At 54.4% G+C, this 24521-nt stretch carries 20 protein-coding genes and 1 other annotated feature; of the genes, 19 read left to right on the top strand and 1 reads right to left on the bottom strand.

All coding sequences use genetic code 11. The features are described from left to right. Positions 1 to 182 precede the first annotated feature (182 nt). The 14 genes from ilvE (at position 183) to yihA (ending at position 18933) form a co-directional block, all read left to right on the top strand. On the top strand, positions 183 to 1082 hold the full coding sequence (ilvE, locus tag ETC02_RS03085) for a branched-chain-amino-acid transaminase (RefSeq protein WP_063211599.1): 900 nt from the start codon (positions 183 to 185) through the stop codon (positions 1080 to 1082). A gap of 22 nt (positions 1083 to 1104) precedes the next feature. After that, positions 1105 to 1372: a binding site (T-box leader), on the top strand. Positions 1373 to 1442: 70 nt separating this feature from the next. Beyond that, the gene (gene ilvB, locus ETC02_RS03080) at positions 1443 to 3176 is read left to right on the top strand and encodes an acetolactate synthase large subunit (protein WP_063211608.1); all 1734 of its coding nucleotides are present in this window, start codon (positions 1443 to 1445) and stop codon (positions 3174 to 3176) included. Continuing rightward, positions 3155 to 3673: an acetolactate synthase small subunit gene (gene ilvN / locus ETC02_RS03075; RefSeq protein ID WP_033010639.1), complete on the top strand. Its 519-nt coding sequence runs from the start codon at positions 3155 to 3157 to the stop codon at positions 3671 to 3673. Before ilvB ends, ilvN begins: the two co-directional genes overlap by 22 nt. Before the next feature lie 121 nt (positions 3674 to 3794). After that, complete coding sequence (gene ilvC, locus ETC02_RS03070; RefSeq protein ID WP_050367637.1) at positions 3795 to 4820, top strand: ketol-acid reductoisomerase; 1026 nt, start codon at positions 3795 to 3797, stop codon at positions 4818 to 4820. Further along, complete coding sequence (locus ETC02_RS03065) at positions 4807 to 6354, top strand: 2-isopropylmalate synthase (protein ID WP_050367636.1); 1548 nt, start codon at positions 4807 to 4809, stop codon at positions 6352 to 6354. Before ilvC ends, ETC02_RS03065 begins: the two co-directional genes overlap by 14 nt. A gap of 17 nt (positions 6355 to 6371) precedes the next feature. After that, positions 6372 to 7487, top strand: coding sequence for a 3-isopropylmalate dehydrogenase (gene leuB / locus ETC02_RS03060; protein ID WP_050367635.1), 1116 nt, complete (start codon positions 6372 to 6374; stop codon positions 7485 to 7487). A gap of 20 nt (positions 7488 to 7507) precedes the next feature. Beyond that, a complete protein-coding gene (gene leuC, locus ETC02_RS03055) occupies positions 7508 to 8923 on the top strand; it encodes a 3-isopropylmalate dehydratase large subunit (protein WP_050367634.1) in 1416 nt (471 codons plus the stop codon). A 96-nt stretch (positions 8924 to 9019) separates the two neighbouring features. After that, on the top strand, positions 9020 to 9613 hold the full coding sequence (leuD, locus tag ETC02_RS03050; protein ID WP_050367633.1) for a 3-isopropylmalate dehydratase small subunit: 594 nt from the start codon (positions 9020 to 9022) through the stop codon (positions 9611 to 9613). 416 nt (positions 9614 to 10029) lie between these two features. Further along, entirely contained in the window at positions 10030 to 11013 is a 984-nt protein-coding gene (locus ETC02_RS03045) for a tetratricopeptide repeat protein (protein WP_050367632.1), read from the top strand. Positions 11014 to 11177: 164 nt separating this feature from the next. Then, positions 11178 to 12464, top strand: a complete 1287-nt coding sequence (tig, locus tag ETC02_RS03040) for a trigger factor (RefSeq protein WP_047758127.1) — start codon at positions 11178 to 11180, stop codon at positions 12462 to 12464. 229 nt (positions 12465 to 12693) lie between these two features. Beyond that, positions 12694 to 13959, top strand: a complete 1266-nt coding sequence (gene clpX, locus ETC02_RS03035; protein WP_044744796.1) for an ATP-dependent protease ATP-binding subunit ClpX — start codon at positions 12694 to 12696, stop codon at positions 13957 to 13959. 143 nt (positions 13960 to 14102) lie between these two features. Beyond that, positions 14103 to 15776: an ATP-dependent protease LonB gene (lonB, locus tag ETC02_RS03030; RefSeq protein ID WP_050367631.1), complete on the top strand. Its 1674-nt coding sequence runs from the start codon at positions 14103 to 14105 to the stop codon at positions 15774 to 15776. Between the two features lie 230 nt (positions 15777 to 16006). Next, positions 16007 to 18349, top strand: a complete 2343-nt coding sequence (gene lon / locus ETC02_RS03025; RefSeq protein ID WP_050367630.1) for an endopeptidase La — start codon at positions 16007 to 16009, stop codon at positions 18347 to 18349. Further along, entirely contained in the window at positions 18346 to 18933 is a 588-nt protein-coding gene (yihA, locus tag ETC02_RS03020; RefSeq protein ID WP_013144582.1) for a ribosome biogenesis GTP-binding protein YihA/YsxC, read from the top strand. The genes lon and yihA overlap by 4 nt, the downstream gene beginning before the upstream one ends. Before the next feature lie 41 nt (positions 18934 to 18974). Here yihA and ETC02_RS03015 read toward each other — a convergent pair whose 3' ends face one another. After that, positions 18975 to 19460 carry a LiaI-LiaF-like domain-containing protein gene (locus tag ETC02_RS03015; RefSeq protein ID WP_050367629.1) on the bottom strand — a complete coding sequence of 162 codons (486 nt, stop codon included), beginning with the start codon at positions 19458 to 19460 and terminating at the stop codon, positions 18975 to 18977. Between the two features lie 166 nt (positions 19461 to 19626). Here ETC02_RS03015 and hemA point away from each other — a divergent pair, with 166 nt between their 5' ends. The 5 genes from hemA to hemB are packed head-to-tail and all read left to right on the top strand — an operon-like array spanning position 19627 to position 24507. Then, on the top strand, positions 19627 to 20991 hold the full coding sequence (gene hemA, locus ETC02_RS03010) for a glutamyl-tRNA reductase (protein ID WP_050367628.1): 1365 nt from the start codon (positions 19627 to 19629) through the stop codon (positions 20989 to 20991). A 10-nt stretch (positions 20992 to 21001) separates the two neighbouring features. Next, entirely contained in the window at positions 21002 to 21820 is an 819-nt protein-coding gene (gene ccsA, locus ETC02_RS03005) for a cytochrome c biogenesis protein (protein ID WP_050367627.1), read from the top strand. Positions 21821 to 21835: 15 nt separating this feature from the next. Then, on the top strand, positions 21836 to 22768 hold the full coding sequence (gene hemC, locus ETC02_RS03000) for a hydroxymethylbilane synthase (RefSeq protein WP_050367626.1): 933 nt from the start codon (positions 21836 to 21838) through the stop codon (positions 22766 to 22768). Beyond that, positions 22765 to 23532, top strand: coding sequence for a uroporphyrinogen-III synthase (locus tag ETC02_RS02995; RefSeq protein WP_050367625.1), 768 nt, complete (start codon positions 22765 to 22767; stop codon positions 23530 to 23532). Before hemC ends, ETC02_RS02995 begins: the two co-directional genes overlap by 4 nt. Next, positions 23533 to 24507 (top strand): porphobilinogen synthase, encoded by a 975-nt coding sequence (gene hemB / locus ETC02_RS02990; protein ID WP_013144588.1) that lies wholly within the window; start codon positions 23533 to 23535, stop codon positions 24505 to 24507. The last annotated feature ends 14 nt before the right edge of the window (positions 24508 to 24521 follow it).

Raw genomic sequence — 24521 nt, 5'->3', positions numbered from 1 at the left:
ACCTTGATTCTATCATAATGTAAGCGCATTCAAATAGTTCGACCAATCGAAATTTTCAAAAAACGTTATTGACGGCGCGGTCGTTTCGGATTATTATAATTTTCAAACAAGAGAAACGACTCAAACACATCACCGAGCCGTTCAAAGCAACCGTTGACTGATCAAGGAAGAGGGGAACCGAAGTGGGCGAACAATGGATCTTTTTAAACGGAGAATTTGTGACAAAAGAAAACGCCAAAATTTCCGTGTATGACCATGGATTTTTGTATGGGGACGGCGTATTTGAAGGCATTCGCGTCTATAGCGGCAACGTATTCCGCCTCGAAGAACATATAGATCGGCTATACAATTCCGCGAAATCGATTTTGCTCGACATTCCATATACGAAGGACGAAATAATCGGCCATGTGCTTGAAACCGTCCGCCGCAACGGCTATCAGGATGCATACATTCGCTTAGTCGTTTCGCGCGGGGTCGGCGATTTGGGCCTTGATCCGTACAAATGCAAAACGCCGCAAATCGTCATTATCGTGGAGCCGCTCGCGCTCTTCCCGAAGCATTTATATGAAACCGGCATCGAAGTGGTGACAGTAGCGACGCGCCGCAACCGCTCTGATGTGCTGAGTCCGAAGGTCAAATCGCTCAACTATTTGAACAATGTTCTCGTGAAGATCGAAGCGCATTTGGCCAACGTGAGCGAGGCGCTGATCTTAAACGACCAAGGATATGTGGCCGAAGGTTCCGGCGACAACGTCTTCATCATTAAAAACGGCGTCATTTACACGCCTCCAGGGTATGTCGGGGCGCTGGAAGGCATCACGCGCCAAGCGATCATCGAAATCGCGGAGGATCTCGGCTATACGGTGAAAGAGGAGCCGTTCACCCGCCATGACGTGTATGTGGCAGATGAAGTGTTTTTAACCGGGACGGCAGCCGAAGTCATTTCCGTCATTAAAGTCGATGGCCGGACGATCGGCGACGGGACGCCGGGTCCGCATACGAAGCGGCTGCTTGAAGAATTCCGCCGCCGCGTAGTCGTCGAAGGAGTAAAGGTGTATCCGACGAACGCCAATGTCAGTTGAGCAAGAATGACAACCATATAGCGAGAAAGCGTTGACGAGGATAAGTAGTCAGCGGGGCCAACATCCACAGAGAGCCGGGGGAGCTGCGAACCGGTGATGTTGCCGCTTGATGAACTCACCTCCGAGCGCCGGCTTGAACGCAGATTCGCCAGTAGGGCCGGACGGGTGGGGATGTGCGCTTCACCCGTTACAAAAAACGAGCAGCCGGTTTCGGCTGGCTGCTCCTGAGGCGGCCGTCATGGTCGTGAAGAAGGGTGGTACCGCGGAAAGGAAACCTTTTCGCCCCTTTGGCTGGAAATTCCAGTCATGGTGGGTGAAAAGGTTTTTTATATGGATCACAACCAACGGGGAGGATCGACGATGGCAAAGATGAACGTGGAGGAGCAGGCGAAGACGAAGACGAGGATGAGCGGGTCGATGATGTTGATCGAAGCGCTGAAGGCGGAGCAAGTCGAAGTCATTTTCGGCTATCCAGGGGGGGCGGTGCTCCCGCTTTACGATGAGCTGTATAAAGCCGGTGTGTTTCACGTCTTGACGCGGCACGAGCAGGGAGCCATTCATGCGGCGGAAGGGTACGCGCGCATTTCGGGAAAACCGGGGGTCGTCATCGCGACATCGGGGCCGGGAGCGACCAACATCGTCACCGGACTGACCGACGCCATGATGGATTCGTTGCCGCTCGTCGTGTTCACTGGGCAAGTAGCGACGAGCGTCATCGGCTCGGACGCCTTTCAGGAAGCCGATGTCGTCGGGATTACGATGCCGATTACGAAACACAACTACCAAGTGCGCGACATCAGTGAGCTGCCGAAAATCATCAAAGAGGCGTTCCACATTGCAACGACTGGACGGCCGGGGCCGGTGTTGATCGATATTCCGAAAGACATCACAACGGCCGAAGGGGAATTCGATTACGATGAAGAAGTTTGCTTGCCTGGGTATCAGCCGACGACGCAGCCGAACCATTGGCAAATCCGCCGTCTTGTCGAGGCGGTCAGCCAGTCGAAGCGGCCGGTCATTTTAGCCGGCGCCGGCGTCTTGCACGCCGACGCGGCAAACGAATTGCGGCAGTACGCCGAGCAGCAAAACATTCCGGTCGTTCATACGCTTCTTGGCCTTGGCGGCTTCCCGGCAGACCATCCGCTTTTCTTGGGGATGGCGGGCATGCACGGGACGTACACGGCGAACATGGCGCTCTATGAGTGCGATTTGCTTATCAACATCGGCGCCCGTTTTGACGACCGGGTCACCGGCAACTTGAAATACTTCGCGCCAAAGGCGACTGTCGCTCATATCGACATCGACCCGGCGGAAATCGGCAAAAACGTGCCGACCAACATTCCGATTGTCAGCGACGCCAAAGCGGCGCTGCAGGAACTGATCGCCCAGCAAGGCAAACCGGCTGACAACGCGGCGTGGCTCGAACAGCTCAATGAGTGGAAGCGGCGCTTCCCGCTCCATTACGAGCCGGAAGCCGGGACGATCAAGCCGCAAAAGCTTGTCGAAATGATTTACGAATTGACAAATGGCGAAGCGATCGTCACAACGGACGTCGGCCAGCACCAAATGTGGGCGGCGCAATATTACAAGTTCAATCGACCGCACCGGTGGGTGACGTCCGGGGGGCTCGGCACGATGGGCTTTGGGCTTCCGGCAGCGATTGGCGCCCAGCTGGCGGATCGGAGCGCGACCGTCGTTTCCATCGTCGGCGACGGCGGTTTCCAAATGACGCTTCAAGAGCTGTCGGTCATTCAAGAGCTGGGGTTGCCAATTAAAATCGTCATCGTCAACAACCAGGCGCTCGGCATGGTGCGGCAATGGCAGGAGCTGTTTTACGAAAAACGGTACTCCCATTCGCTCATCCCGAATCAGCCGGATTTTGTAAAACTCGCTGAAGCATACGGCATACCGGGGCTGCGGGCGAAGACGGAGGTGGAAGCAGCTGAAGTGTTAAAACAAGCGTTTGCGATGGACGGCCCGGTGCTGTTGGATTTCCACGTCCGCGCCGACGAGAACGTGTATCCGATGGTGGCGCCCGGCAAAGGGCTTCATGAAATGGTGGGGGTGAAAGCGTGCGAAGAATTATCACGATGACGGTCAACAACCGCCCGGGCGTGTTAAACCGCATCACCGGGCTGTTTACGAAGCGGCATTACAATATCGAAAGCATCACCGTCGGGCATACGGAAATCGATGGAGTCTCGCGGATGACATTTGTCGTCAATGTCGACGACGAACGGACCGCGGAACAAATTATCAAACAGCTAAACAAGCAGATCGATGTATTGAAAGTCAATGACATCACGGATCAGGCGATCGTCGCCCGTGAGCTGGCGCTTGTGAAAGTGGCGGCTGCTCCGGCGATCCGCCAAGAAATCTACACGCTCATTGAGCCGTTCCGCGCCTCGATCGTCGACGTCAGCAAAGACAGCCTCGTCATTCAAGTCACCGGCGAGCCGGAAAAAGTCGAGGCGTTGATTGAGCTGTTGCGCCCCTATGGCATCAAAGAAGTGGCGCGCACCGGTACGACCGCGTTCACCCGCGGGGCGCAAAAAGCGGCGGCCAACCAGAAAACGGCGTTTATCATTTAACGGCCGCTGTCTCCGTTGCAACGATCGTTGTCAAAACATTGTCGATACGAATAACCGCGCCTGTGCGCAATGAGGGCGCATGGCGGCCCATTTACACTACACGACAAAGGAGAGGGTAATCATGGCAAAAGTCTACTATAACGGGGATGCAAACGAACAATATTTGCAAGGGAAAACGGTCGCGATCATCGGCTACGGCTCACAAGGCCACGCCCATGCACAAAACTTGCGCGACAGCGGCGTCCGCGTCATTGTCGGGTTGCGCAAAGGGAAATCGTGGGAACAGGCGGAACAGGACGGCTTTGAAGTATACTCGGTGCGCGAAGCGGCAAAACAAGCGGATATTGTGATGGTGTTGCTGCCGGATGAGAAACAGCCGGCTGTCTACAAGGAAGAGATTGAACCGGGGCTTGAACCGGGCAACGCGCTTGTGTTTGCGCACGGGTTTAACATTCATTTCAGCCAAATCGTCCCGCCGGAGCATGTCGATGTCTTCTTGGTGGCGCCGAAAGGACCAGGCCATCTCGTGCGTCGCACATATGCGGAAGGAGCCGGGGTGCCGGCGCTCATCGCCGTTTATCAAGATGTAACCGGACACGCGAAAGAAACGGCGCTCGCCTATGCGAAAGCGATTGGTGCTACTCGAGCTGGGGTGTTGGAGACAACGTTCAAAGAAGAGACGGAAACCGACTTGTTCGGTGAACAAGCGGTGCTGTGCGGCGGGCTGACGGCGCTCATCAAGGCCGGGTTTGAAACGCTCGTTGAAGCCGGGTATCAGCCGGAAGTCGCCTATTTCGAGTGTTTGCATGAAATGAAGCTCATCGTTGATCTTCTTTATGAAGGCGGCTTGTCGTGGATGCGCTACTCGATTTCCGATACGGCGCAATGGGGCGACTTTATCACCGGTCCGCGCATCATTAACGACGCCGTGAAAGCGGAAATGAAAAAGGTGCTCGATGACATCCAAACCGGCAAATTCGCGAAAAGCTGGATTTTGGAAAACCAAGCAAACCGTCCGGAGTTCAACGCCATCAACCGGCGCGAGAACGAGCATTTGATCGAAGTCGTCGGACGCGAACTGCGGAGCATGATGCCGTTTGTGAAAGCAAAACAAAAAGAAGCGGTGGTGCCAGGTGCGAAACATTAAGTTTTTTGATACTACATTGCGCGATGGGGAACAGTCGGCCGGCGTCAATTTGAACTTGCAAGAAAAGTTGGAAATTGCCCGTCAGCTTGAACGGCTGCGGGTTGACATCATCGAGGCGGGCTTCCCCGCCTCGTCAAAAGGCGATTTTGAGGCGGTCAAACAAATTGCCGAAACGGTGAGAACATGCTCGGTCACCGGGCTGTCGCGCTCGGTCCGAAGCGACATTGATGCGGCGTGGGAGGCGTTAAAAGGCGGCGCGGAGCCGCGGCTCCACCTATTCATCGCCACCTCGCCGATCCATATGGTGCATAAATTGCGGATGACGCCGGAACAAGTGATTGAAGCGGCGGTTGAGGCAGTGAAATACGCGAAGCGCTTTTTCTCGATCGTCCAATGGTCGGCGGAAGATGCGTGCCGGAGCGAGCTGCCGTTTTTGGCGAAAATCGTCGCCGAAGTGATCAAAGCCGGCGCCTCGGTCATCAACATCCCGGATACGGTCGGCTATATTACGCCGAAAGAATACGGGGAAATTTTCCTCTATTTGCAAAACAATGTTCCGAATATTGAAAATGTTTCGCTCTCCGCTCATTGTCATGATGACTTGGGCATGGCGGTGGTGAACTCGTTGTCGGCCATTGAGCATGGGGCGACGCAGGTCGAGTGCACGATCAACGGCATCGGCGAGCGGGCCGGCAACGCGGCGCTTGAGGAGATCGCCGTCGCCCTTCACATTCGCAAAGATTATTATCAAGTGGAAACGCGCCTCAATTTGCAAGAAATTAAGCGCACAAGCAATCTTGTCAGCAAGCTGACCGGGGTCGTCGTTCCACCCAACAAAGCGGTCGTCGGCAAAAACGCGTTTGCGCATGAATCCGGCATCCATCAAGACGGCGTCTTAAAAGAAAAAACGACGTACGAAATCATTTCACCGGAGCTCGTCGGCGTGCCGTCGAATTCGATGGTGCTCGGCAAACATTCCGGCCGCCATGCGCTTCGCAACCGGGTTGAGGAGCTCGGCTACACGTTGTCCGATGAAGAGATCAATCAGCTGTTTGTCCGTTTTAAAGAACTGGCGGACAAAAAGAAGGATATTACCGACGACGATTTAATCGCGTTGATTTTCGAAGAGAAGTTCGACCACTTCAAAGATTTTTATCAATTGTCTTCCATTCAAGTGCAATACGGGACGAATCAAATTCCGACAGCGGTCGTGGTACTGAAAGACGGGAAGGGGAATGAAATCCAAGAAGCGGCGACCGGCGCCGGCAGCGTCGAGGCGCTGTACAATACGCTCGAGCGCTGCTTCCAAACGGAAGTGACACTGCTTGACTACCGGATTGAGTCGGTCGGCGGCGGCCGCGATGCGCTAGCGCAAGTATTTGTGAAAGTGCGCGTGCGCGATGTTGAAACGAGCGGGCGCGGAACGGCGCAAGACGTGCTTGAGGCGTCGGCGAAAGCGTACATCAACGCCATGAACCGCGTGTTTATGATCGAAGCGATGCGTGCTGAAAACGAAAAGGTGGCAACATCATAAAACGGAGGGATTCAAACATGGGAAACTATCGGATTGCCGTCTTGCCGGGCGATGGCATCGGCAAGGAAGTGACGTCCGGAGCGGTCGAGGTTTTGAAAGCGGTCGGCATCCGGTTTGGCCACGAGTTTGCGTTTGAGTATGGATTGATTGGCGGAGCCGCGATCGATGAAGCCGGGACGCCGCTCCCAGAAGAGACGCTTCGCCTTTGCCAACAGAGCGATGCGGTGCTGCTCGGGGCGGTCGGCGGTCCGAAGTGGGACGACAACCCTCCGCATTTGCGCCCGGAAAAAGGATTGCTTGCCATTCGCAAGCAGCTCGACTTATATGCCAACTTGCGGCCGGTTGTTTGCTATGACAGTTTGGTTTCCGCTTCGCCGTTAAAACCGGATCTCGTGCAAGGCGTCGATTTTGTCATCGTCCGCGAGTTGACCGGCGGCATTTACTTTGGCCAGCCGAGCGGCCGCGTCGTGGAAAACGGGGAAGAAAGAGCGGTTGACACTCTCTTATATAAAAAGGAAGAAATCGAACGGATCGTGCGCATGGCGTTTATGCTTGCGCGCGGGAGGAAGAAAAAAGTGACGTCGGTCGACAAGGCGAACGTCCTGTCGTCAAGCCGATTATGGCGAGAAGTGGCCGAAGAGGTGGCGAAGGAATTTCCGGACGTCACGCTTGAGCATATGCTTGTTGACAATGCCGCGATGCAGCTCATCCGCGCGCCGAAGCAGTTTGATGTCATTGTGACAGAAAACATGTTTGGCGATATTTTGAGCGACGAGGCCTCGATGCTGTCCGGTTCGCTCGGGATGCTGCCGTCAGCCAGCTTATCCGCTTCCGGTCCGAGCTTGTATGAGCCGGTTCACGGCTCGGCGCCTGATATTGCCGGTATGAACAAAGCCAATCCGATTGCGGCGATTTTGTCGGCCGCGATGATGCTTCGACTGTCGTTCGGGCTCACCGCGGAAGCGGAGGCGGTCGAGCACGCGGTGCGGCAGGTGCTCGATCAAGGTTTGCGCACCGCCGACTTGGCGCCAAGCGGCGGCCGCATCGTATCCACGAACGAAATGGTCGAAGAAATCAAAGCGGCGGTGCTGGATTATACGACCATTGCTCAAATTAGGACCGTTTATGCCTAAGACGTGCGAGGTGAAAACCAATGAAGCCGAAAACGATCATCGATAAAATTTGGGAAAACCACGTCGTCTACCGTGAGGAGGGCAAACCGGATTTATTGTACATCGATTTGCACTTAGTGCATGAAGTGACCTCGCCGCAAGCGTTTGAAGGATTGCGGCAAAAAGGGCGGAAGGTGCGGCGGCCGGATTTGACCTTTGCGACGATGGACCATAACGTGCCGACCGTTAACCGATTTGTGATTACCGACGAAGTGGCGCGCAACCAAATCGCTGCGCTCGAGCGCAATTGTCGCGAGTTCGGCATCCCACTGGCAGATTTGCATAGCGAAGAGCAAGGAATCGTGCACGTCATCGGTCCGGAGCTCGGCTTGACCCAACCGGGGAAAACGATCGTTTGCGGCGACAGCCATACGTCGACGCACGGGGCGTTTGGCGCGTTGGCGTTTGGCATCGGCACAAGCGAGGTCGAGCACGTGCTGGCGACGCAAACGCTTTGGCAGCATAAGCCGAAAACGCTGCAAATCTGCATCAACGGCCGCCTCGGCAAAGGGGTGACCGCCAAAGACGTCATCTTGGCCATTATCGGCCGCTATGGCGTTGGCGTCGGCACCGGCTATATTATTGAGTTTACCGGTGAGGCGATCCGCCGCATGTCGATGGAAGAACGGATGACGATTTGCAACATGTCGATTGAAGCGGGGGCGAGAGCCGGGCTCATCAGCCCGGATGAAACGACATTCGCCTATTTGCGCGGCCGCAAATATGCGCCAAAAGGCGAAGCGTTTGAGCAAGCGGTCGAACGGTGGCGGGCGCTTGCAAGCGATGAGGGGGCGGAATACGACAAGACGATTGAAATCGACGCGTCGACGATCGCCCCGATGGTGACATGGGGTACAACCCCGGCGATGAGCACATCGGTCGATGGCGTCGTGCCGCATCCCGAGCAGTTTGAAAGCAAAACAGAGCAAAACGCGGTGCGCCGGGCGCTCGAGTATATGGGCTTGAAACCGGGAATGGCGATCACCGATATTCCGGTGCAGCACGTTTTTATCGGCTCATGTACGAACTCGCGCATCAGCGATTTGCGGGCGGCAGCGGGCATTGTCAAAGGAAAAAAAGTCGCTCCGGGCGTGCGCGCGCTCGTTGTGCCGGGGTCGCAGCAAGTGAAAAGACAGGCGGAAGAAGAGGGGCTTGCGCAAATTTTCATCGATGCCGGTTTTGAATGGCGTGAGGCTGGCTGCAGCGCCTGTTTGGGCATGAACCCGGACATCATCCCAGAAGGCGAGCACTGTGCGTCAACGTCGAACCGCAACTTTGAAGGGCGGCAAGGAAAAGGGGCGCGCACGCATCTCGTCAGCCCGGTGATGGCCGCGGCGGCTGCGATTTACGGACATTTTGTCGATGTGCGCCAGCTTGAAGCTGAGCTGGTCCGATGACGGGTGCTCCTTGATATGGCCGCCCCCGTTTTGGGGCTATCTTCTCAAAAGCGGCATAGAAACGAACGATACACGGGACGGAAGGGGAGAGACGGGATGAAGCCGTTTACGATTCACCGCGGGAAAACCGCCGGCATCGACCGGGCGAACATCGATACGGACCAGATCATTCCGAAGCAGTTTTTAAAACGAATCGAGCGCACCGGATTCGGTCAGTTTCTATTTTATGATTGGCGGTATTTGAGCGATGGCACGCCAAATCCGGAGTTTGAGCTCAACCGCCCGGAAAACGAAGGGGCGACGATTTTAGTCGCCGATGAAAACTTCGGCTGCGGATCATCGCGCGAACATGCGCCGTGGGCGCTCCAAGATTACGGATTTCGCGTCATCATTGCCCCATCGTTTGCCGATATTTTTTACAACAACTGCTTAAAAAACGGGCTGTTGCCGATCCGGCTGGATAAAGAGGATGTCCGCTACTTGCTGCGCCAAAGCGAGCGCGCAGACTATGAGTTGACGGTGTCGCTTGAAGAGCAGCGCGTGTTCGATGACGAAGGGTTTTCGCGCCCGTTTGACATTGACCCGTACCGGAGGCAACTGCTGTTAAAAGGATGGGATGAAATCGATTTGACGTTTGTATATGAACCTTACATTGCCGCGTACGAACAAAAACATTGCCCACGGCCGTAGCCGTTATGCGTTTGGCGCGGCAAGGCGGGATGGACGAAGGGTGTCCCAAAAGCGACGGGGCACCCTTTTTATCGTCCGTTCACGCGCTGGCGCTTCTTTATAACGAGTCGATCGTCAAAAGGGACATGGCCCTCCTGCAACGTTTTTTCTATTCAGAAATATCGCGGCGCCATCCCCTCATCTTCTGGCGATTTCTTATCAATCCGGCGAATCCGTCATTTTCCTCCGGCCTTTCGGGCTATATTTGCCTCCCGTCTGAAGGCAGACCGCCTTTTAACGCCGCCCCGTTTCTTTGTCCGGTTGTGAACGTATGGGCGTGCTTCCATCATGTCGCTGCGGTGTGCTGCAATCCACAGCTTGTGTCGCTGGGGAAAACTTGCTACACTTGTAGTAAATGAAAATAGGAGCGGGCGAAGATGGGAAGTGAAAAAAAAGGAAAAATCATTATGTTTCCACAAACAAAGGAACGGCTGATCGAAGAAGCGTTTATGGCGCTTGAAGCGAAACGCTACAAAGAAGCGCTCCGCTTTTTGCGCGCTGCTGAACAGCTTGGCGACCACAGTTTTCCTGTTCGCCTTGGGCTGGCTGTCTGTTGCTATGAGCTTGGAGACTACGATGAGGCGGAGTGGCGCCTCGCCGCCTTACTTGACGAACAGCCGAACAACAGTGATCTGTTGCAAATGTATCTCGCTGTGCTGCTGCAAACGAATCGATACAGCAAGGCGGAAACGGTGATCCGCGCCGCCTTGCGCCATCCGTCGCTATCCGCTTCGTTGCGCGAACAGCTTCATCAGCTGCTCCGGTTTAGTGAAAAAATGAATGCCCGCACGCTTCCGCCCGCGGAGTGGAAGCGGGTGAGACGGCTGCTTGAGTCCGGGGACATTGCTGAGCAGCTGCAACTGATTAAACAACTGGAAAAAGAAGACATCGAGCCGGTGCTGCCGTTGCTCAAGCAATATTTACGCGCACCGGAAAAAAGCCCGATGGCGAAAACGATGCTCCTTCGCCTGTTGACAGGGAAGCAAGTCAACGAAACGGTGACGGTTGAGAAATTTGGCCGTTGCATGGAGGTCGTCCCGTCAGCGTTGGACGAACAGACGGAAACGGAATTTGCTTCATCGCTGCTGGGTCGGCTTGAACAGCAGCTCGCGGCGGAAAGCCCGAGTTTGTATGAAACGGCGACGGACATTTGGCTTCGCTATGCATATGTGTTGTACCCGTTTCCGCCAGAGCCGGCGGATGCAGCGGCCTGGCTTGCTGCTCTCCATTGGATGGCGAGCCGGTTTTTAGGCTTGGATGCTGACGCGACCGCCTTGGCCGACCGCTACGGTGTGGAGGCGGCGGAGATGGAAACGCTTTGCCAAAATCTATACGAAATAGAGGAACTTTCCTCCCTCTAATGACTCGTTCTCTGTTGAAACATGGCTGTTGTATGTTATAATATAGTGGCTGTGCTATGTATCTGTTTTCGCATACTTGTCTACATAATTGGGCATCATAAAAAGATATGGACAAGCGGAGTGCGCTATGGTCCGAGCAATGATTTCAGGTGGAGGGAACAAGGATGTCAGTCAAATGGGAAAAACTTGAAGGGAACGAAGGCGTATTGACCGTTGAGGTCGACGCCGAGCAAGTGAACAAAGGCTTGGATGCCGCATTTAAAAAAGTGGTGAAAAATATTGCGCTGCCGGGCTTCCGCAAAGGGAAAGTGCCGCGTGTCCTGTTTGAAAAACGGTTTGGCGTTGAGGCGCTCTATCAAGACGCGCTCGATATTTTGCTGCCAGAGGCGTATGCCAAAGCCGTCGAAGAGGCAGGCATCGAACCGGTGTCAATGCCGGAGATTGACATTGAGCAAATGGAAAAAGGCAAAAGCTTAATTTTCAAAGCGAAAGTGACCGTAAAGCCGGAAGTGAAGCTCGGTCAATACAAAGGGCTTGAAGTGGAAAAAATGGATACAACCGTGACGGACGAAGATGTCGAAAACGAATTGAAACGTTTGCAAGAAAATTACGCCGAACTTGTCGTGAAAGAAGACGGGACGGTGGAAAACGGCGATACGGTCGTCATCGATTTCGAAGGGTTTGTCGACGGCGAGCCGTTTGAAGGCGGCAAGGCGGAAAACTATTCGCTCGAAATCGGTTCAGGCACCTTTATCCCGGGGTTTGAAGAACAGCTTGTCGGTATGAAAGCCGGCGAAGAAAAAGAAATTCAAGTGACGTTCCCGGAAGAATACCACGCTGAGCAGCTGGCCGGCAAACCGGCGACGTTCAAAGTGAAAGTGCATGAAGTGAAAGCGAAGCAATTGCCGGCTTTGGATGACGAGTTTGCGAAAGACGTCGATGAAGAAGTTGAAACGCTTGACGAACTGAAAGCGAAAATCCGCGCCCGTCTGGAAGAAGCGAAAAAGAATGAAGCGGAAACGGCGTTGCGCAATGCGGTCGTCGAAAAAGCGGCTGCCAATGCGGAAATCGATATTCCGGCTGTCATGGTGCAAAACGAGACGGACCGGATGCTTCGCGAATTTGATCAACGACTGCAAATGCAAGGGCTGAACTTGCAGCTATACTATCAATTCTCAGGTCAGGATGAAGCGGCGCTGCGTGAGCAAATGAAAGAAGACGCCGAAAAACGGGTGCGTGCGGCCTTGACGCTCGAAGCGATCGCCAAAGCAGAAAACATCGAGGTAACCGATGAAGAGGTGGAGGAAGAACTCCAAAAAATGGCGGAAGCCTACAACTTGAGCGTGGACAAGTTAAAAGAGCTGCTCGGCAGCTTGGATGGCGTCAAAGAAGATTTAAAATGGCGGAAAACGATCGATTTTCTTGTGGAGCACAGCACGGTTGCGGCATAATAATAAAGGTAGAAGGAACAAGGCGCGAGACGTTCGTGCCTTGTTCTTTATCTCAGTCATTGGCGCCTGGAGGTGATTTTTCAAACTTTTCTAATACATCACAGGTTTTTCATTCGCTTTTTTTGACGCATGTATGGTAAAATAGCGAATACATAAGTTTTTTGCAACATGGGATGGCGAGACATGATACATAACGCAGGTGCGATTTTGTTAGCAAGGGGTGAATGACATGTTTAAATTTAATGATGAAAAAGGGCAGCTAAAGTGTTCGTTTTGCGGCAAAACGCAAGACCAAGTGCGCAAGCTCGTCGCCGGCCCGGGCGTTTACATTTGTGATGAATGCATTGAATTGTGCACGGAGATCGTCGAGGAAGAGCTTGGAAACGAGGAAGAATTTGAATTTAAAGACGTGCCGAAGCCGATGGAGATCAGGGAAATTTTAGATGAATACGTCATCGGCCAAGATGAGGCGAAAAAATCGCTCGCCGTTGCGGTTTACAACCATTATAAACGGATCAATTCCGGCAGCAAAATCGATGATGTCGAGCTGTCGAAAAGCAACATTTTGATGATCGGGCCGACCGGGAGCGGGAAAACGCTGCTGGCGCAAACATTGGCGCGCATTTTAAACGTGCCGTTTGCCATCGCCGATGCGACATCGCTCACGGAGGCAGGCTATGTCGGCGAGGACGTCGAAAACATTTTGTTAAAGCTCATCCAAGCGGCCGATTATGATGTGGAACGGGCAGAAAAAGGCATTATTTATATCGATGAAATCGATAAAATCGCCCGTAAATCGGAAAACCCTTCCATCACCCGCGATGTTTCCGGTGAAGGGGTGCAACAGGCGCTGCTCAAAATTTTGGAGGGAACGATCGCCAGCGTTCCACCGCAGGGCGGTCGCAAACATCCGCATCAGGAGTTCATCCAAATCGACACAACGAACATTTTGTTCATTTGCGGCGGGGCGTTTGATGGCATCGAGCCGATCATTAAGCGCCGCCTCGGCAAAAAAGTGATCGGATTCGGTGCGGAAATGAACCAAGCCGATGTTGATGAGAAAAACTTGCTGTCGAAAGTGTTGCCGGAAGACTTGCTCAAGTTCGGGCTTATTCCGGAGTTCATCGGCCGTCTGCCGGTCATTACGACGCTTGAGCCGCTTGACGAACAGGCGTTGATCGATATTTTGACGAAGCCGAAAAACGCGATCGTGAAACAATACCAAAAAATGCTGGAGCTTGACGGCGTTGAACTCGAGTTTGAAGAAGCGGCGCTCCGGGAAATCGCGAAAAGAGCGATTGAGCGGAAAACGGGCGCGCGCGGCCTTCGCTCGATCATCGAAGGCATTATGCTCGATGTCATGTTTGAGCTTCCGTCGCGCGAAGATGTGCAAAAGTGCATCATCACGCTCGACACGGTGCGCGGCACAAAGCCGCCGACGCTGATCCGTCATGACGGCACCGTCATCGAGCTGGAACGGAAAACATCTGCCTGATGGGAAAACCGCCTTTTTTCGGCGGTTTCTTTTTTTGCCGCCCATGCCCCGGGCGCCGGTCGGCGCTTTTTTTGTTTATTCCCGCCCGTTCGCGGAGATACTATCATACTACATACCATCTAAAGGCAGGAGGATATCGGGGCATGGATTGGACGAACATCGTACTGGTCATCCAGCTGTTTTTCGGGGTCATCATCGGCCTTTATTTTTGGAATTTGCTAAGAGGGCAACGTGTGCAAAAAGTTTCGATTGATAAAGAGTCGCGCAAAGAGATGGAACAGCTCCGCAAGCTGCGTTCGATTTCGCTCACCGAGCCGCTGGCGGAAAAAGTGCGGCCGAAAAGTTTTGACGATATCGTCGGTCAGGAAGACGGCATCAAGGCGTTAAAAGCTGCTTTATGCGGCCCCAACCCGCAGCATGTCATCATTTACGGCCCCCCTGGCGTCGGCAAGACGGCAGCTGCTCGGCTCGTGCTTGAGGAAGCGAAAAAAAATCCGCTCTCCCCGTTTAAGAAAAATGCGGTGTTCGTGGAGCTTGACGCGACGACGGCGCGTTTTGACGAGCGCGGCATTGCCGATCCGCTCATCGGCTCGGTGCACGACCCGATTTACCAAGGGGCCGGGGCGATGGGGCAAGCCGGCATTCCCCAGCCGAAGCAAGGGGCGGTGACGAACGCCCACGGCGGCGTTTTATTCATCGACGAAATCGGCGAGCTTCATCCGATCCAAATGAACAAGCTGCTGAAAGTGCTTGAGGACCGGAAAGTATTTTTTGAAAGCGCCTATTACAGCAAAGAAAATCTGCAAATCCCAAGCCATATTCACGATATTTTCCAAAATGGACTGCCGGCTGATTTCCGTCTTGTCGGGGCGACGACGCGCACGCCGAACGAAATTCCTCCGGCCATTCGCTCTCGTTGCCTGGAAGTATTTTTCCGTGAATTGGACCAAGATGAGATCGCCCTCATCGCCAAAAAGGCGGCGGAAAAAATCCGCCTGAACGTGTCAGAAAGCGGCATTCGCCTGCTTGCCGCCTATGCGCGCAATGGGCGGGAGGCGGTGAACATGATGCAAATCGCCGCCGGTCTTGCCATTACGGAAAACCGCGACAAAATTTTGGATAAAGACATTGAATGGGTCATTCATTCAAGCCAAATGGCTCCGCGCTATGAAAAGAAAATTGCGTCCGCCCCGGCGGTCGGCGTCGTCAATGGCCTTGCCGTGTACGGCCCGAACACCGGCGCGCTTCTTGAAATTGAAGTGACCGCCTTGCCGGCGAAAGGAAAAGGGACGATCAACGTCACGGGCATTATTGAGGAAGAGAGCATCGGCAGCGCCGAAAAATCGGTGCGCCGCAAAAGCATGGCGCGCGGTTCAGCAGAAAACGTCATCACCGTGCTGCGGGCGATGGGCGTGCCGGCCGACCGTTACGACATTCATGTCAACTTCCCGGGCGGGGTGCCGGTTGACGGCCCTTCAGCCGGGGTGGCGATTGCAGTCGGCATTTATTCCGCCATTTACCAGCTTCCAGTCGATCATACGGTCGCGATGACCGGGGAAATCAGCATCCGTGGCTGCGTGAAACCGGTCGGCGGTGTATTTGCCAAAATCAAAGCGGCCAAACAAGCCGGGGCGAAAAAAGTCATCATCCCGATTGAGAATATGCAATCGTTGCTAGGCGAAGTCAGCGGCATTCAAATCATCGCCGTCCGCCGCCTCGAGGAAGTGCTCGTCCATGTGTTCGGCGAAGAGGCGCTCCGCCGCGGATCCGCGCTGCTGCCAGCGGCTATGGACCGCTCGGAGAAAAAGCTCGTCTAGCCAAAGGAAACGGCGGCAAGGCGAACGATTGGCAACGAAAGCGGGCGATCCGCTCGCAACCGAGTCGGGCGGTTCGCCCGGCCTCTCTTTTATGTACGGCTTCGGCGCAAGCGGATCGTCGCTGAAGTCGGTTTTTCTTTGCCTGCAGATGGAGCGCCGCGCGCTTTTTCGTTCGTCAAATTTTACAAACCCGGCTACCGTACTATACAATAAACGAATAGAAGCGAGAGATGGAGGTGTTCGGCGTGAACGGAAAGAAAAAGGAGACGGTCGTTCCGCTTTTGCCGCTGCGTGGGCTGCTCGTGTTTCCGACGATGGTGCTCCATTTGGATGTCGGGCGCGAGAAATCGGTCAAAGCGCTCGAACAAGCCATGGTTGAGGATCATATGATTTTGCTGACGTCGCAAAAAGACGTTGCCATCGACGAACCGGACATGGATGACTTATATAAAATGGGAACGATCGCGCGCGTCAAGCAACTTCTAAAACTCCCGAACGGCACGTTCCGCGTGCTTGTCGAAGGCGTCGCTCGGGCGCTCATTACGGAAGTGATCAGCGAGGAGCCGTACTTTCTCGTCAAAGTCGAAAAGTTTGCTGATCGGGCGGCGAAAGATTTAGAAGATGAGGCGCTCAAGCGGACGATGCTCGAATACTTTGAGCAGTACATAAACTTGTCGAAACGGCTGTCGGCCGATATTTACGCGTCGATCGTCGACATTGACGAGCCGGGGCGCATGGCCGACATCATCGCCTCGCATTTGCCGCTCAAACTCGAGGAAAAGCAGCGCATTTTGGAAACGATCGACGTGAAAGAGCGCCTCAATAAAATCATCCAAATTTTGCACAACGAAAAAGAAGTGCTCCAGCTTGAGAAAAAGATCAGCGCCCGCGTCAAGCAGTCGATGGAGCGGACGCAAAAAGAGTATTATTTGCGCGAGCAAATGAAGGCGATTCAAAAAGAGCTTGGCGAAAAAGAAGGAAAAACGGGCGAAGTCGAGGAGCTGAAAGAAAAAATCGAGGCGGCCGGCATGCCGGAGCATGTGAAACAAACGGCATTGAAGGAGCTTGACCGGTATGAAAAAATTCCGGCGACCTCAGCGGAAAGCGCGGTCATCCGCAACTACTTGGATTGGCTTCTCGCCTTGCCGTGGTCGAAGGAGACAGAAGACATTCACGATATTAAGCGGGCGGAAGCCATTTTAAATGAGGAACATTACGGACTCGATAAGGTGAAAGAGCGGGTGCTCGAGTTTTTGTCGGTGCAACAGCTGACGAAATCGTTAAAAGGTCCGATTCTTTGCCTCGCCGGACCGCCGGGGGTCGGCAAAACGTCGCTTGCCCGCTCGATCGCCAAAGCGCTCGGCCGTCGCTTTGTCCGCATGTCGCTCGGCGGCGTGCGCGACGAATCGGAAATTCGCGGCCATCGCCGCACATACGTGGGGGCGATGCCGGGCCGCATCATTCAAGGAATGAGAAAGGCGGGCACGATCAACCCGGTTTTTTTGCTCGATGAAATCGATAAAATGTCAAGCGATTTTCGCGGCGATCCGTCGGCCGCTATGCTCGAGGTGCTCGATCCCGAACAAAACCATGCGTTCAGCGACCATTATATTGAAGAGCCGTACGATTTGTCGAAGGTAATGTTTATTGCGACTGCCAACTATTTGGCGGCGATTCCGCAGCCGCTGTTGGACCGGATGGAAGTGATCGAGATTCCGGGCTATACCGAAGTTGAAAAGCTCCATATTGCGAAGCGGCATTTGCTGCCGAAGCAGCTCGATGAGCACGGCTTGAAAAAAGCGGCGCTGCAAGTGCGCGATGATGCGATGCTTGCCATCATCCGCCATTATACGCGCGAAGCTGGAGTGCGGGAGCTGGAGCGACAGTTGGCGGCGATTTGCCGGAAGGCGGCCCGCCTCATTGTCTCCGGTGAGAAAAAACGGGTCGTCATCACAGAAAACAATCTCGAAGAATTTTTAGGAAAACGAAAATACCGCTATGGACAGGCGGAAGCGGAGGACCAGATCGGCGTGGCGACCGGGCTGGCGTATACGGCGTTTGGCGGCGATACGCTCGCCATTGAGGTGTCGCTCGCGAAAGGAAACGGCAAACTCGTTTTGACCGGCAAGCTCGGCGATGTCATGAAAGAATCAGCGCAAGCGGCGTTCAGCTACGTGCGGTCGCGCGCCGAGGAACTCGGCATCGACCCGAAATTTCACGAAACGTACGACATCCATATTCACGTTCCGGAAGGAGCGGTGCCAAAAGACGGGCCGTCTGCAGGCATTACGATCGCCACCGCACTCATTTCCGCTTTGACGGGCAAGCCGGTGAGCCGCTTTGTCGGCATGACCGGGGAAATTACGCTGCGCGGCCGCGTTCTTGCGATCGGCGGCTTAAAAGAGAAAACGTTAAGCGCCCATCGTGCCGGATTGAAAACCGTCATTTTGCCGAAAGACAATGAAAAAGATTTGGCTGACATTCCGGAAACGGTGAAGCGCGACTTGCGCTTTGTGCTCGTCTCCCATCTCGATGAGGTGCTGCCGCACGCGCTGGTGGGGTGGAAGCGATGAATGTGAAGAAAGCAGAGCTTGTGACCAGTGCCGTCAAGCCGGAACAATATCCGGACGGCGGACGGCCAGAGGTGGCGCTCGCCGGCCGTTCGAACGTCGGCAAATCATCATTCATCAACAAAATGATCAACCGGAAAAACTTGGCGCGCACCTCCTCAAAGCCAGGGAAAACGCAAACGTTGAATTTTTATTTGATTAACGACTCGTTTTACTTTGTGGACGTGCCAGGTTATGGTTTCGCCCGCGTGTCGAAGCAGGAGCGGCAAAAATGGGGGAACATGATGGAGACGTACTTTACGACGCGCGAGGTGCTTAAGGCGGCGGTCCTGCTCGTTGATTTGCGCCATCCGCCGACGAAAGACGATGTGATGATGTACGAGTTTTTGAAACATTACGAGATCCCGGTGATCGTCATCGCGACGAAAGCGGATAAAGTGCCGCGCGGCAAGCATCAAAAACACGCGAAAATCGCGCGCGAGACGCTGCGGATGGCTGACGGCGACCCGCTCATTTTGTTTTCCGCCGAGACCGGACAAGGGAAAGACGAAGCATGGGCGGCGCTTTTGCCGTTTGTGGCCTCATGACGAAAACACCAGCGATTCCGCTGGTGTTTTCACTTCCAAGGCTATTTTCGCCTAGTCCATAATAGATAGACGCCGATGGCGATGAGTCCGAGCGGCCAAAACTTCCAGACAGAGGAAAGTCCGGCTTGGACGAGGTGAAAGAACGGCTGGCCGCGCCCGGAAAACGTCAGCACGACAGCGAGAAGCAAGAAAAGCACGCCAAAGCCGGCCCCGCCTTTTTGTTTGCGGCTGCTGGCGAAAAAAGCGAACGCGATGAGGAAAAAAAACATGTTCACGCCGCGGGGCCAGGCCGAAAATGCACTCGCAAGGAGCAACTCAACGCCAAATCCGAGTAAAAGAAAGCCGGGGAAAAGGTAAGCATATTCACGCGCTGAATGCGCCTGGCCAAGCAAAGCCGCGCCGCAAATGGCAAGCAAGGCCGGCCACCCTTGGAAGAAATGGAAAAAGGGGGATTCCAACTGTCCGGCGAGAAAATACAGCCCGAGGCCGATGAACAAGATGCCGGCGAATACCGTTCGGGTTTTCATGATCGTCGCGTCCTCCGTTTCCCTTTTGGACATGTTTATGATAGAATAATCACTGTCTACAGTTTAGCATAGCTTTGGAGGCATGTTCACAATTTTTTCAAATCGGAACGATGGACGGTTGTGATATAATGATGGAAGGGATTCGGTCAATAAGGGGGATGGCATCGTGCAAATCGTAGTCGTTGGCGTCGACTATAAAACCGCCCCTGTAGAAATCCGCGAAAAGCTCGCGTTTGCAGAAGCGGAACTCGGTGCGGCGATGAAACAGCTCGCCGAGCAAAAAAGCGTACTCGAAAATGTGATCGTCTCGACGTGCAACCGGACGGAAGTTTATGCAGTGGTTGATCAACTGCATACCGGACGTTACTATATGAAAGCATTTTTAGCCGAATGGTTTGGCGTCAAAGTGGAAGTGATTGCTCCGTATTTGCGTGTGCTTGAAGGAGAAGCGGCCATAAAGCATTTGTTCCGCGTGGCGGCCGGCCTTGATTCGATGGTGCTTGGGGAAACGCAAATTTTAGGGCAAGTGAAAGACAGCTATTTGCTCGCTCAAAAGGTCGGGACGAGCGGCACGATTTTCAATCATCTGTTCAAGCAGGCGGTGACCTTTGCGAAGCGCGCCCACTCGGAAACGGGCATCGGCGCGCACGCTGTATCGGTCAGCTATGCGGCGGTTGAGCTGGCGAAGAAAATTTTCGGCCGCCTTGCCGGCAAGCACGTCTTGATTATCGGGGCCGGCAAAATGGGGACGCTGGCGGCGCAAAACTTGTACGGCAGCGGCGTCGGGAAGGTGACGGTTGTCAATCGGACGCTTGAAAAAGCGAAACAGCTTGCTAAGCAGTTTGCCGGCGAAGCGAAGCCGCTCGGCGAATTGTCATGCGCTTTGCTGGAAGCGGATATCGTCATCAGCTCGACGGGAGCCAAAGGCTATATTTTGACGAAGGAAATGGTGGCGCCGCTTGAGAAAATGCGCAAAGGCCGCCCGCTCTTTATGGTTGACATCGCGGTGCCGCGCGATTTGGATCCGGCGTTGGCTGATTTGGAAACGGTGTTTTTGTACGACATTGACGATTTGCAAGATGTGGTGGCGGCCAACTTGGCGGAACGGCAAAAGGCAGCGGCTCGCATTGAAACGATGATCGAAGCGGAACTTATGGCGTTCAGCCAATGGCTGCAGACGCTCGGCGTCGTGCCAGTCATTGCCGCATTGCGCGAAAAGGCGCTGGCCATTCAAGCAGAAACGATGAAAAGTTTGGAGCGGAAACTGCCGCATTTGTCGGAGCGCGACTGGAAAGTGTTGAATAAGCATACGAAAAGCATTATTAACCAGCTGCTCCGCGATCCGATTTTGCAGGCGAAGGAACTCGCCGCCGGCCCGAATGCCGAGGAGGCGCTTTTGCTGTTTATGAAAATTTTCAATATCGAAGATGCGGTGAAAGCCGAGCGGCATATAGAGCAGGCGAAATCCGTACAATGCGATGAACAAGACGCGGAAGCGGTCCGTGCCGCCCGCCCATCATGGCAGCTGTAAGGTGGGATGGATGGTGGCGCTGTTGTATGAGTTGTCCATTTTGCTTTACATCGCTTCGATCCTATTCTATTTCATCGATTTTTTGCAACAAAACCGGAAGGCGAACGACATCGCCTTCTGGTTGCTTTCTATTGTGTGGCTTTTGCAGACAGTGACGTTTGTTTCTCGCATCATGGAGACGAAGCGCTTTCCGATTTTAACGATGTCGGAAGGGCTTTATTTTTACGCTTGGCTGCTCATTACGCTGTCGCTCGTCATCAATCGGCTGCTGCGCGTCGATTTCATCGTCTTTTTTACGAACGTGCTTGCTTTTTTTATTTTGGCCATTCATACGTTTGCACCGTCTTCGCAGTCGCCGGCTGTTGCGGAGCGGCTCGTCTCGGAGCTGCTGATCATCCACATCACCCTTTCGCTCGGAGCGTATGCGGCGTTTACGCTGTCGTTTCTGTTTTCGGTGCTTTACATGTTGCAGTACAGTTTGCTGAAAAAGAAAAAGTGGGGGGCGCGCCTTTGGCGCATGGCGGATTTGTCGCGGCTTGATTGTTTGTCGTATGTTTTAAACGCGCTCGGCTTGCCTATGTTGTTATTAGGGCTCATTCTTGGCGTGATTTGGGCGTATATTCAAATCGACCATTTCCATTGGTATGATGCGAAAGTGCTCGGGTCGTTTGTCGTTCTTCTCGTCTATGGCGTCTATTTTTACAAGCGAGCCGTCCGGCAGATGCAAGGGAAGGCGATCGCGCTATGGAATATCGGTTCGTTTTTATTTTTGCTTGTCAACTTTTTCTTGTTTGGCAGTTTGTCAAAATTTCATTTCTGGTATTCGTAATCGAGGTGGAACGAGATGCGGAACATTGTCGTTGGCTCGCGGCGCAGCAAGCTTGCCTTGACCCAGACGAAGTGGGTGATCAACGAATTGAAACAGCTTGGGGCGCCGTTTACGTTTGAAGTGAAAGAAATCGTCACGAAAGGAGATCGGGTGCTTGATGTTACGCTCTCGAAAGTCGGGGGCAAAGGGTTGTTTGTGAAAGAGATTGAGCATGAATTGCTCGCCGGCGGCATCGATATGGCGGTCCATAGCATGAAAGATATGCCGGCTGTGCTGCCCGAAGGTTTAGTGATCGGTGCGGTTCCGCGCCGCGAAGATGCACGCGATGTGCTTGTCAGCAAAGGAAACCGGATGCTCTCCGACTTGCCGCCTGGGTCGGTCATTGGCACGAGCAGCTTGCGCCGTTCGGCGCAGTTGCTTGCCTATCGCACGGATTTGACGATCAAATGGATTCGCGGCAATATTGACACAAGGTTGGCGAAGCTCGAAAGCGAAGAGTACGATGCGATCGTGTTAGCGGCGGCGGGTCTTGCGCGCATGGGTTGGGGCGATGACGTCATCAGCGACTATCTTCCTTTTGATGTCTGTGTTCCGGCGGTCGGCCAAGGGGCGCTGGCGGTCGAATGCCGGGAGGATGATGACGAATTGCGCCAATGGCTCAGCCGGTTAAACGACGAGCAAACCGAGCGGGCTGTTCGGGCGGAGCGCACCTTTTTGCAGCAAATGGAAGGCGGCTGTCAAGTGCCGATTGCCGGCTACGCGGAAGTGAAGGAGGGGACGGTGCGTCTTACCGCGCTTGTCGCCTCCCCGGATGGCAAAGAAATGTATAAAGAAATCGTCACTGGCGCCGATCCGGAAGCGGTCGGCCGACAGGCGGCTGCTGTCTTGATCGAACAAGGGGCGAAAGCGCTCATCGAGCGGGTGAAACAGGAGTTGAGCCAATCATGACACACAGCGCGCTCGCCGGCAAAACGGTGCTCGTGACGCGCGGCAAAGAGCAGGCGGCATCGTTTTCTGCCAAGCTGCGCGCTGTCGGCGCCGTGCCGGTCGAGATCCCGCTCATTGCCATCCGACCGGCGGCGCCGGAAGAAATCGCTTCTATGGTTGAGCGGCTTGGCGAATACCGTTGGCTCGTTTTCACAAGCGCGAACGCCGTCCGCTTCTTTTTTCCGCACGTTTCGTTGCCGCGGCCGCTGCCGGAGATGGCTGTCGTCGGCCGGAAAACAGCGGCGGCGCTCGCCGAGCATGGTCTTTCCCCGGCGCTTGTGCCGGATGATTACACCGCTGAACGGCTGGCTGACTTGCTCATGACGCGCGTCAAACAAGGCGACCGGGTGCTGTTTGTCAAAGGCAATTTGGCGCGCCCGACCTTGCCTGAGGCGTTGCGAAACGCCGGCGCCGCGGTCGACGAGCTCACGGTGTATGAGACCGAGCCTGATGAAAACGGCCGGGAGCGGTTGTTGTCGCTGCTGCGCCGGCGGGAGCTTGATGCGGTCACCTTGATGAGCCCGTCGGCGGTTGACAGCCTTGTCCGCCTTCTCGACAAAGAAGTGGATGCCCTTCTTTCCGGTGTTGCGGTCGCCTGCATCGGACCGGTGACGAAAGAAGCGGCCGAGCGGGCGGGCATTCCGGTCCATATTTGTCCGACGGATTACACCACGGATGGTATAATCAAAGCGATGGAACAATATTTTTCCATGGAGGGACGATGAATGGCACTGTCATTTGACCGCCATCGCCGTTTGCGGCAAACGGCTGCGATTCGGGCGATGGTGCGTGAGACGCATCTTCGCGTCGAGGATCTCATTTATCCGCTGTTTGTGGTCGAGGGAAGCGGCATTAAGCGGGAAGTGCCGTCGATGCCAGGGGTTTACCATTTATCGCTTGACCGTTTATCTGAGGAAGTGGACGACATCGCCAAGCTTGGCATTCCCGCCGTCATGGTGTTTGGTGTGCCGAATGAAAAAGATGAAGTCGGTTCGCAGGCGTATTGCGAAACAGGGATTGTTCAGCGGGCAATCCGCCAAATCAAAGCTGAACACAAAGATCTAGTCGTCATTGCGGATACGTGTTTATGTGAATATACGAGCCACGGCCATTGCGGCGTCGTCGAAAACGAGCGCGTGCTGAACGACCCGTCGCTCGAGCTCCTCACCAAAACGGCGGTGAGCCAAGCGCAAGCCGGCGCCGACATCATCGCGCCGTCGAACATGATGGACGGCTTTGTCGCCGCCATTCGCCGTGGGCTTGATGAAGCAGGGTTTGAGTATGTGCCGATCATGTCGTATGCAATCAAATACGCTTCGGCATTTTACGGCCCGTTCCGTGATGCCGCCGACAGCGCGCCGCAGTTTGGCGACCGGAAGACGTACCAAATGGATCCGGCCAACCGCCTTGAGGCGTTTCGCGAGGCGGAGTCGGATGTCAAAGAAGGCGCTGATTTCTTGATGGTGAAGCCAGCGCTTGCCTACATGGATATTATCCGCGACGTCAAAAACCGTTTTCCGCTTCCGCTTGTCGCCTATAACGTGAGCGGCGAGTATGCGATGGTCAAAGCGGCGGCGCAAAACGGCTGGATCGATGAGAAGCCGGTCGTCATGGAAATGTTGACAGGGATGAAACGGGCGGGCGCGGATTTGATCATTACGTATTTTGCCAAAGATGTCGCCCGCTGGCTGGCTGAATAGAGAGAGAGGAGGGC

This window comes from Geobacillus sp. DSP4a (genome assembly GCF_013096875.1).
GTDB classification, from domain to species: domain Bacteria; phylum Bacillota; class Bacilli; order Bacillales; family Anoxybacillaceae; genus Geobacillus; species Geobacillus thermophilus.
The sequence above is the reverse complement of the archived record's forward strand: the minus strand, read 5'-3'. Positions and strand labels throughout refer to the sequence as shown.

What these genes read in the sequence shown, in the direction of transcription:
- leuC (WP_050367634.1), top strand. Translation starts at nt 7,508, where the DNA reads ATGAAGCCGAAAACGATCATCGATAAAATTTGGGAAAACCACGTCGTC.
- leuD (WP_050367633.1), top strand. Translation starts at nt 9,020, where the DNA reads ATGAAGCCGTTTACGATTCACCGCGGGAAAACCGCCGGCATCGACCGG.
- ccsA (WP_050367627.1), top strand. Translation starts at nt 21,002, where the DNA reads ATGGTGGCGCTGTTGTATGAGTTGTCCATTTTGCTTTACATCGCTTCG.
- tig (WP_047758127.1), top strand. Translation starts at nt 11,178, where the DNA reads ATGTCAGTCAAATGGGAAAAACTTGAAGGGAACGAAGGCGTATTGACC.
- ETC02_RS02995 (WP_050367625.1), top strand. Translation starts at nt 22,765, where the DNA reads ATGACACACAGCGCGCTCGCCGGCAAAACGGTGCTCGTGACGCGCGGC.
- lon (WP_050367630.1), top strand. Translation starts at nt 16,007, where the DNA reads ATGGAGGTGTTCGGCGTGAACGGAAAGAAAAAGGAGACGGTCGTTCCG.
- hemC (WP_050367626.1), top strand. Translation starts at nt 21,836, where the DNA reads ATGCGGAACATTGTCGTTGGCTCGCGGCGCAGCAAGCTTGCCTTGACC.
- ETC02_RS03015 (WP_050367629.1), bottom strand. Translation starts at nt 19,460, where the DNA reads ATGAAAACCCGAACGGTATTCGCCGGCATCTTGTTCATCGGCCTCGGG.
- ilvB (WP_063211608.1), top strand. Translation starts at nt 1,443, where the DNA reads ATGGCAAAGATGAACGTGGAGGAGCAGGCGAAGACGAAGACGAGGATG.
- leuB (WP_050367635.1), top strand. Translation starts at nt 6,372, where the DNA reads ATGGGAAACTATCGGATTGCCGTCTTGCCGGGCGATGGCATCGGCAAG.
- clpX (WP_044744796.1), top strand. Translation starts at nt 12,694, where the DNA reads ATGTTTAAATTTAATGATGAAAAAGGGCAGCTAAAGTGTTCGTTTTGC.
- hemB (WP_013144588.1), top strand. Translation starts at nt 23,533, where the DNA reads ATGGCACTGTCATTTGACCGCCATCGCCGTTTGCGGCAAACGGCTGCG.
- lonB (WP_050367631.1), top strand. Translation starts at nt 14,103, where the DNA reads ATGGATTGGACGAACATCGTACTGGTCATCCAGCTGTTTTTCGGGGTC.
- ilvC (WP_050367637.1), top strand. Translation starts at nt 3,795, where the DNA reads ATGGCAAAAGTCTACTATAACGGGGATGCAAACGAACAATATTTGCAA.
- yihA (WP_013144582.1), top strand. Translation starts at nt 18,346, where the DNA reads ATGAATGTGAAGAAAGCAGAGCTTGTGACCAGTGCCGTCAAGCCGGAA.
- ETC02_RS03045 (WP_050367632.1), top strand. Translation starts at nt 10,030, where the DNA reads ATGGGAAGTGAAAAAAAAGGAAAAATCATTATGTTTCCACAAACAAAG.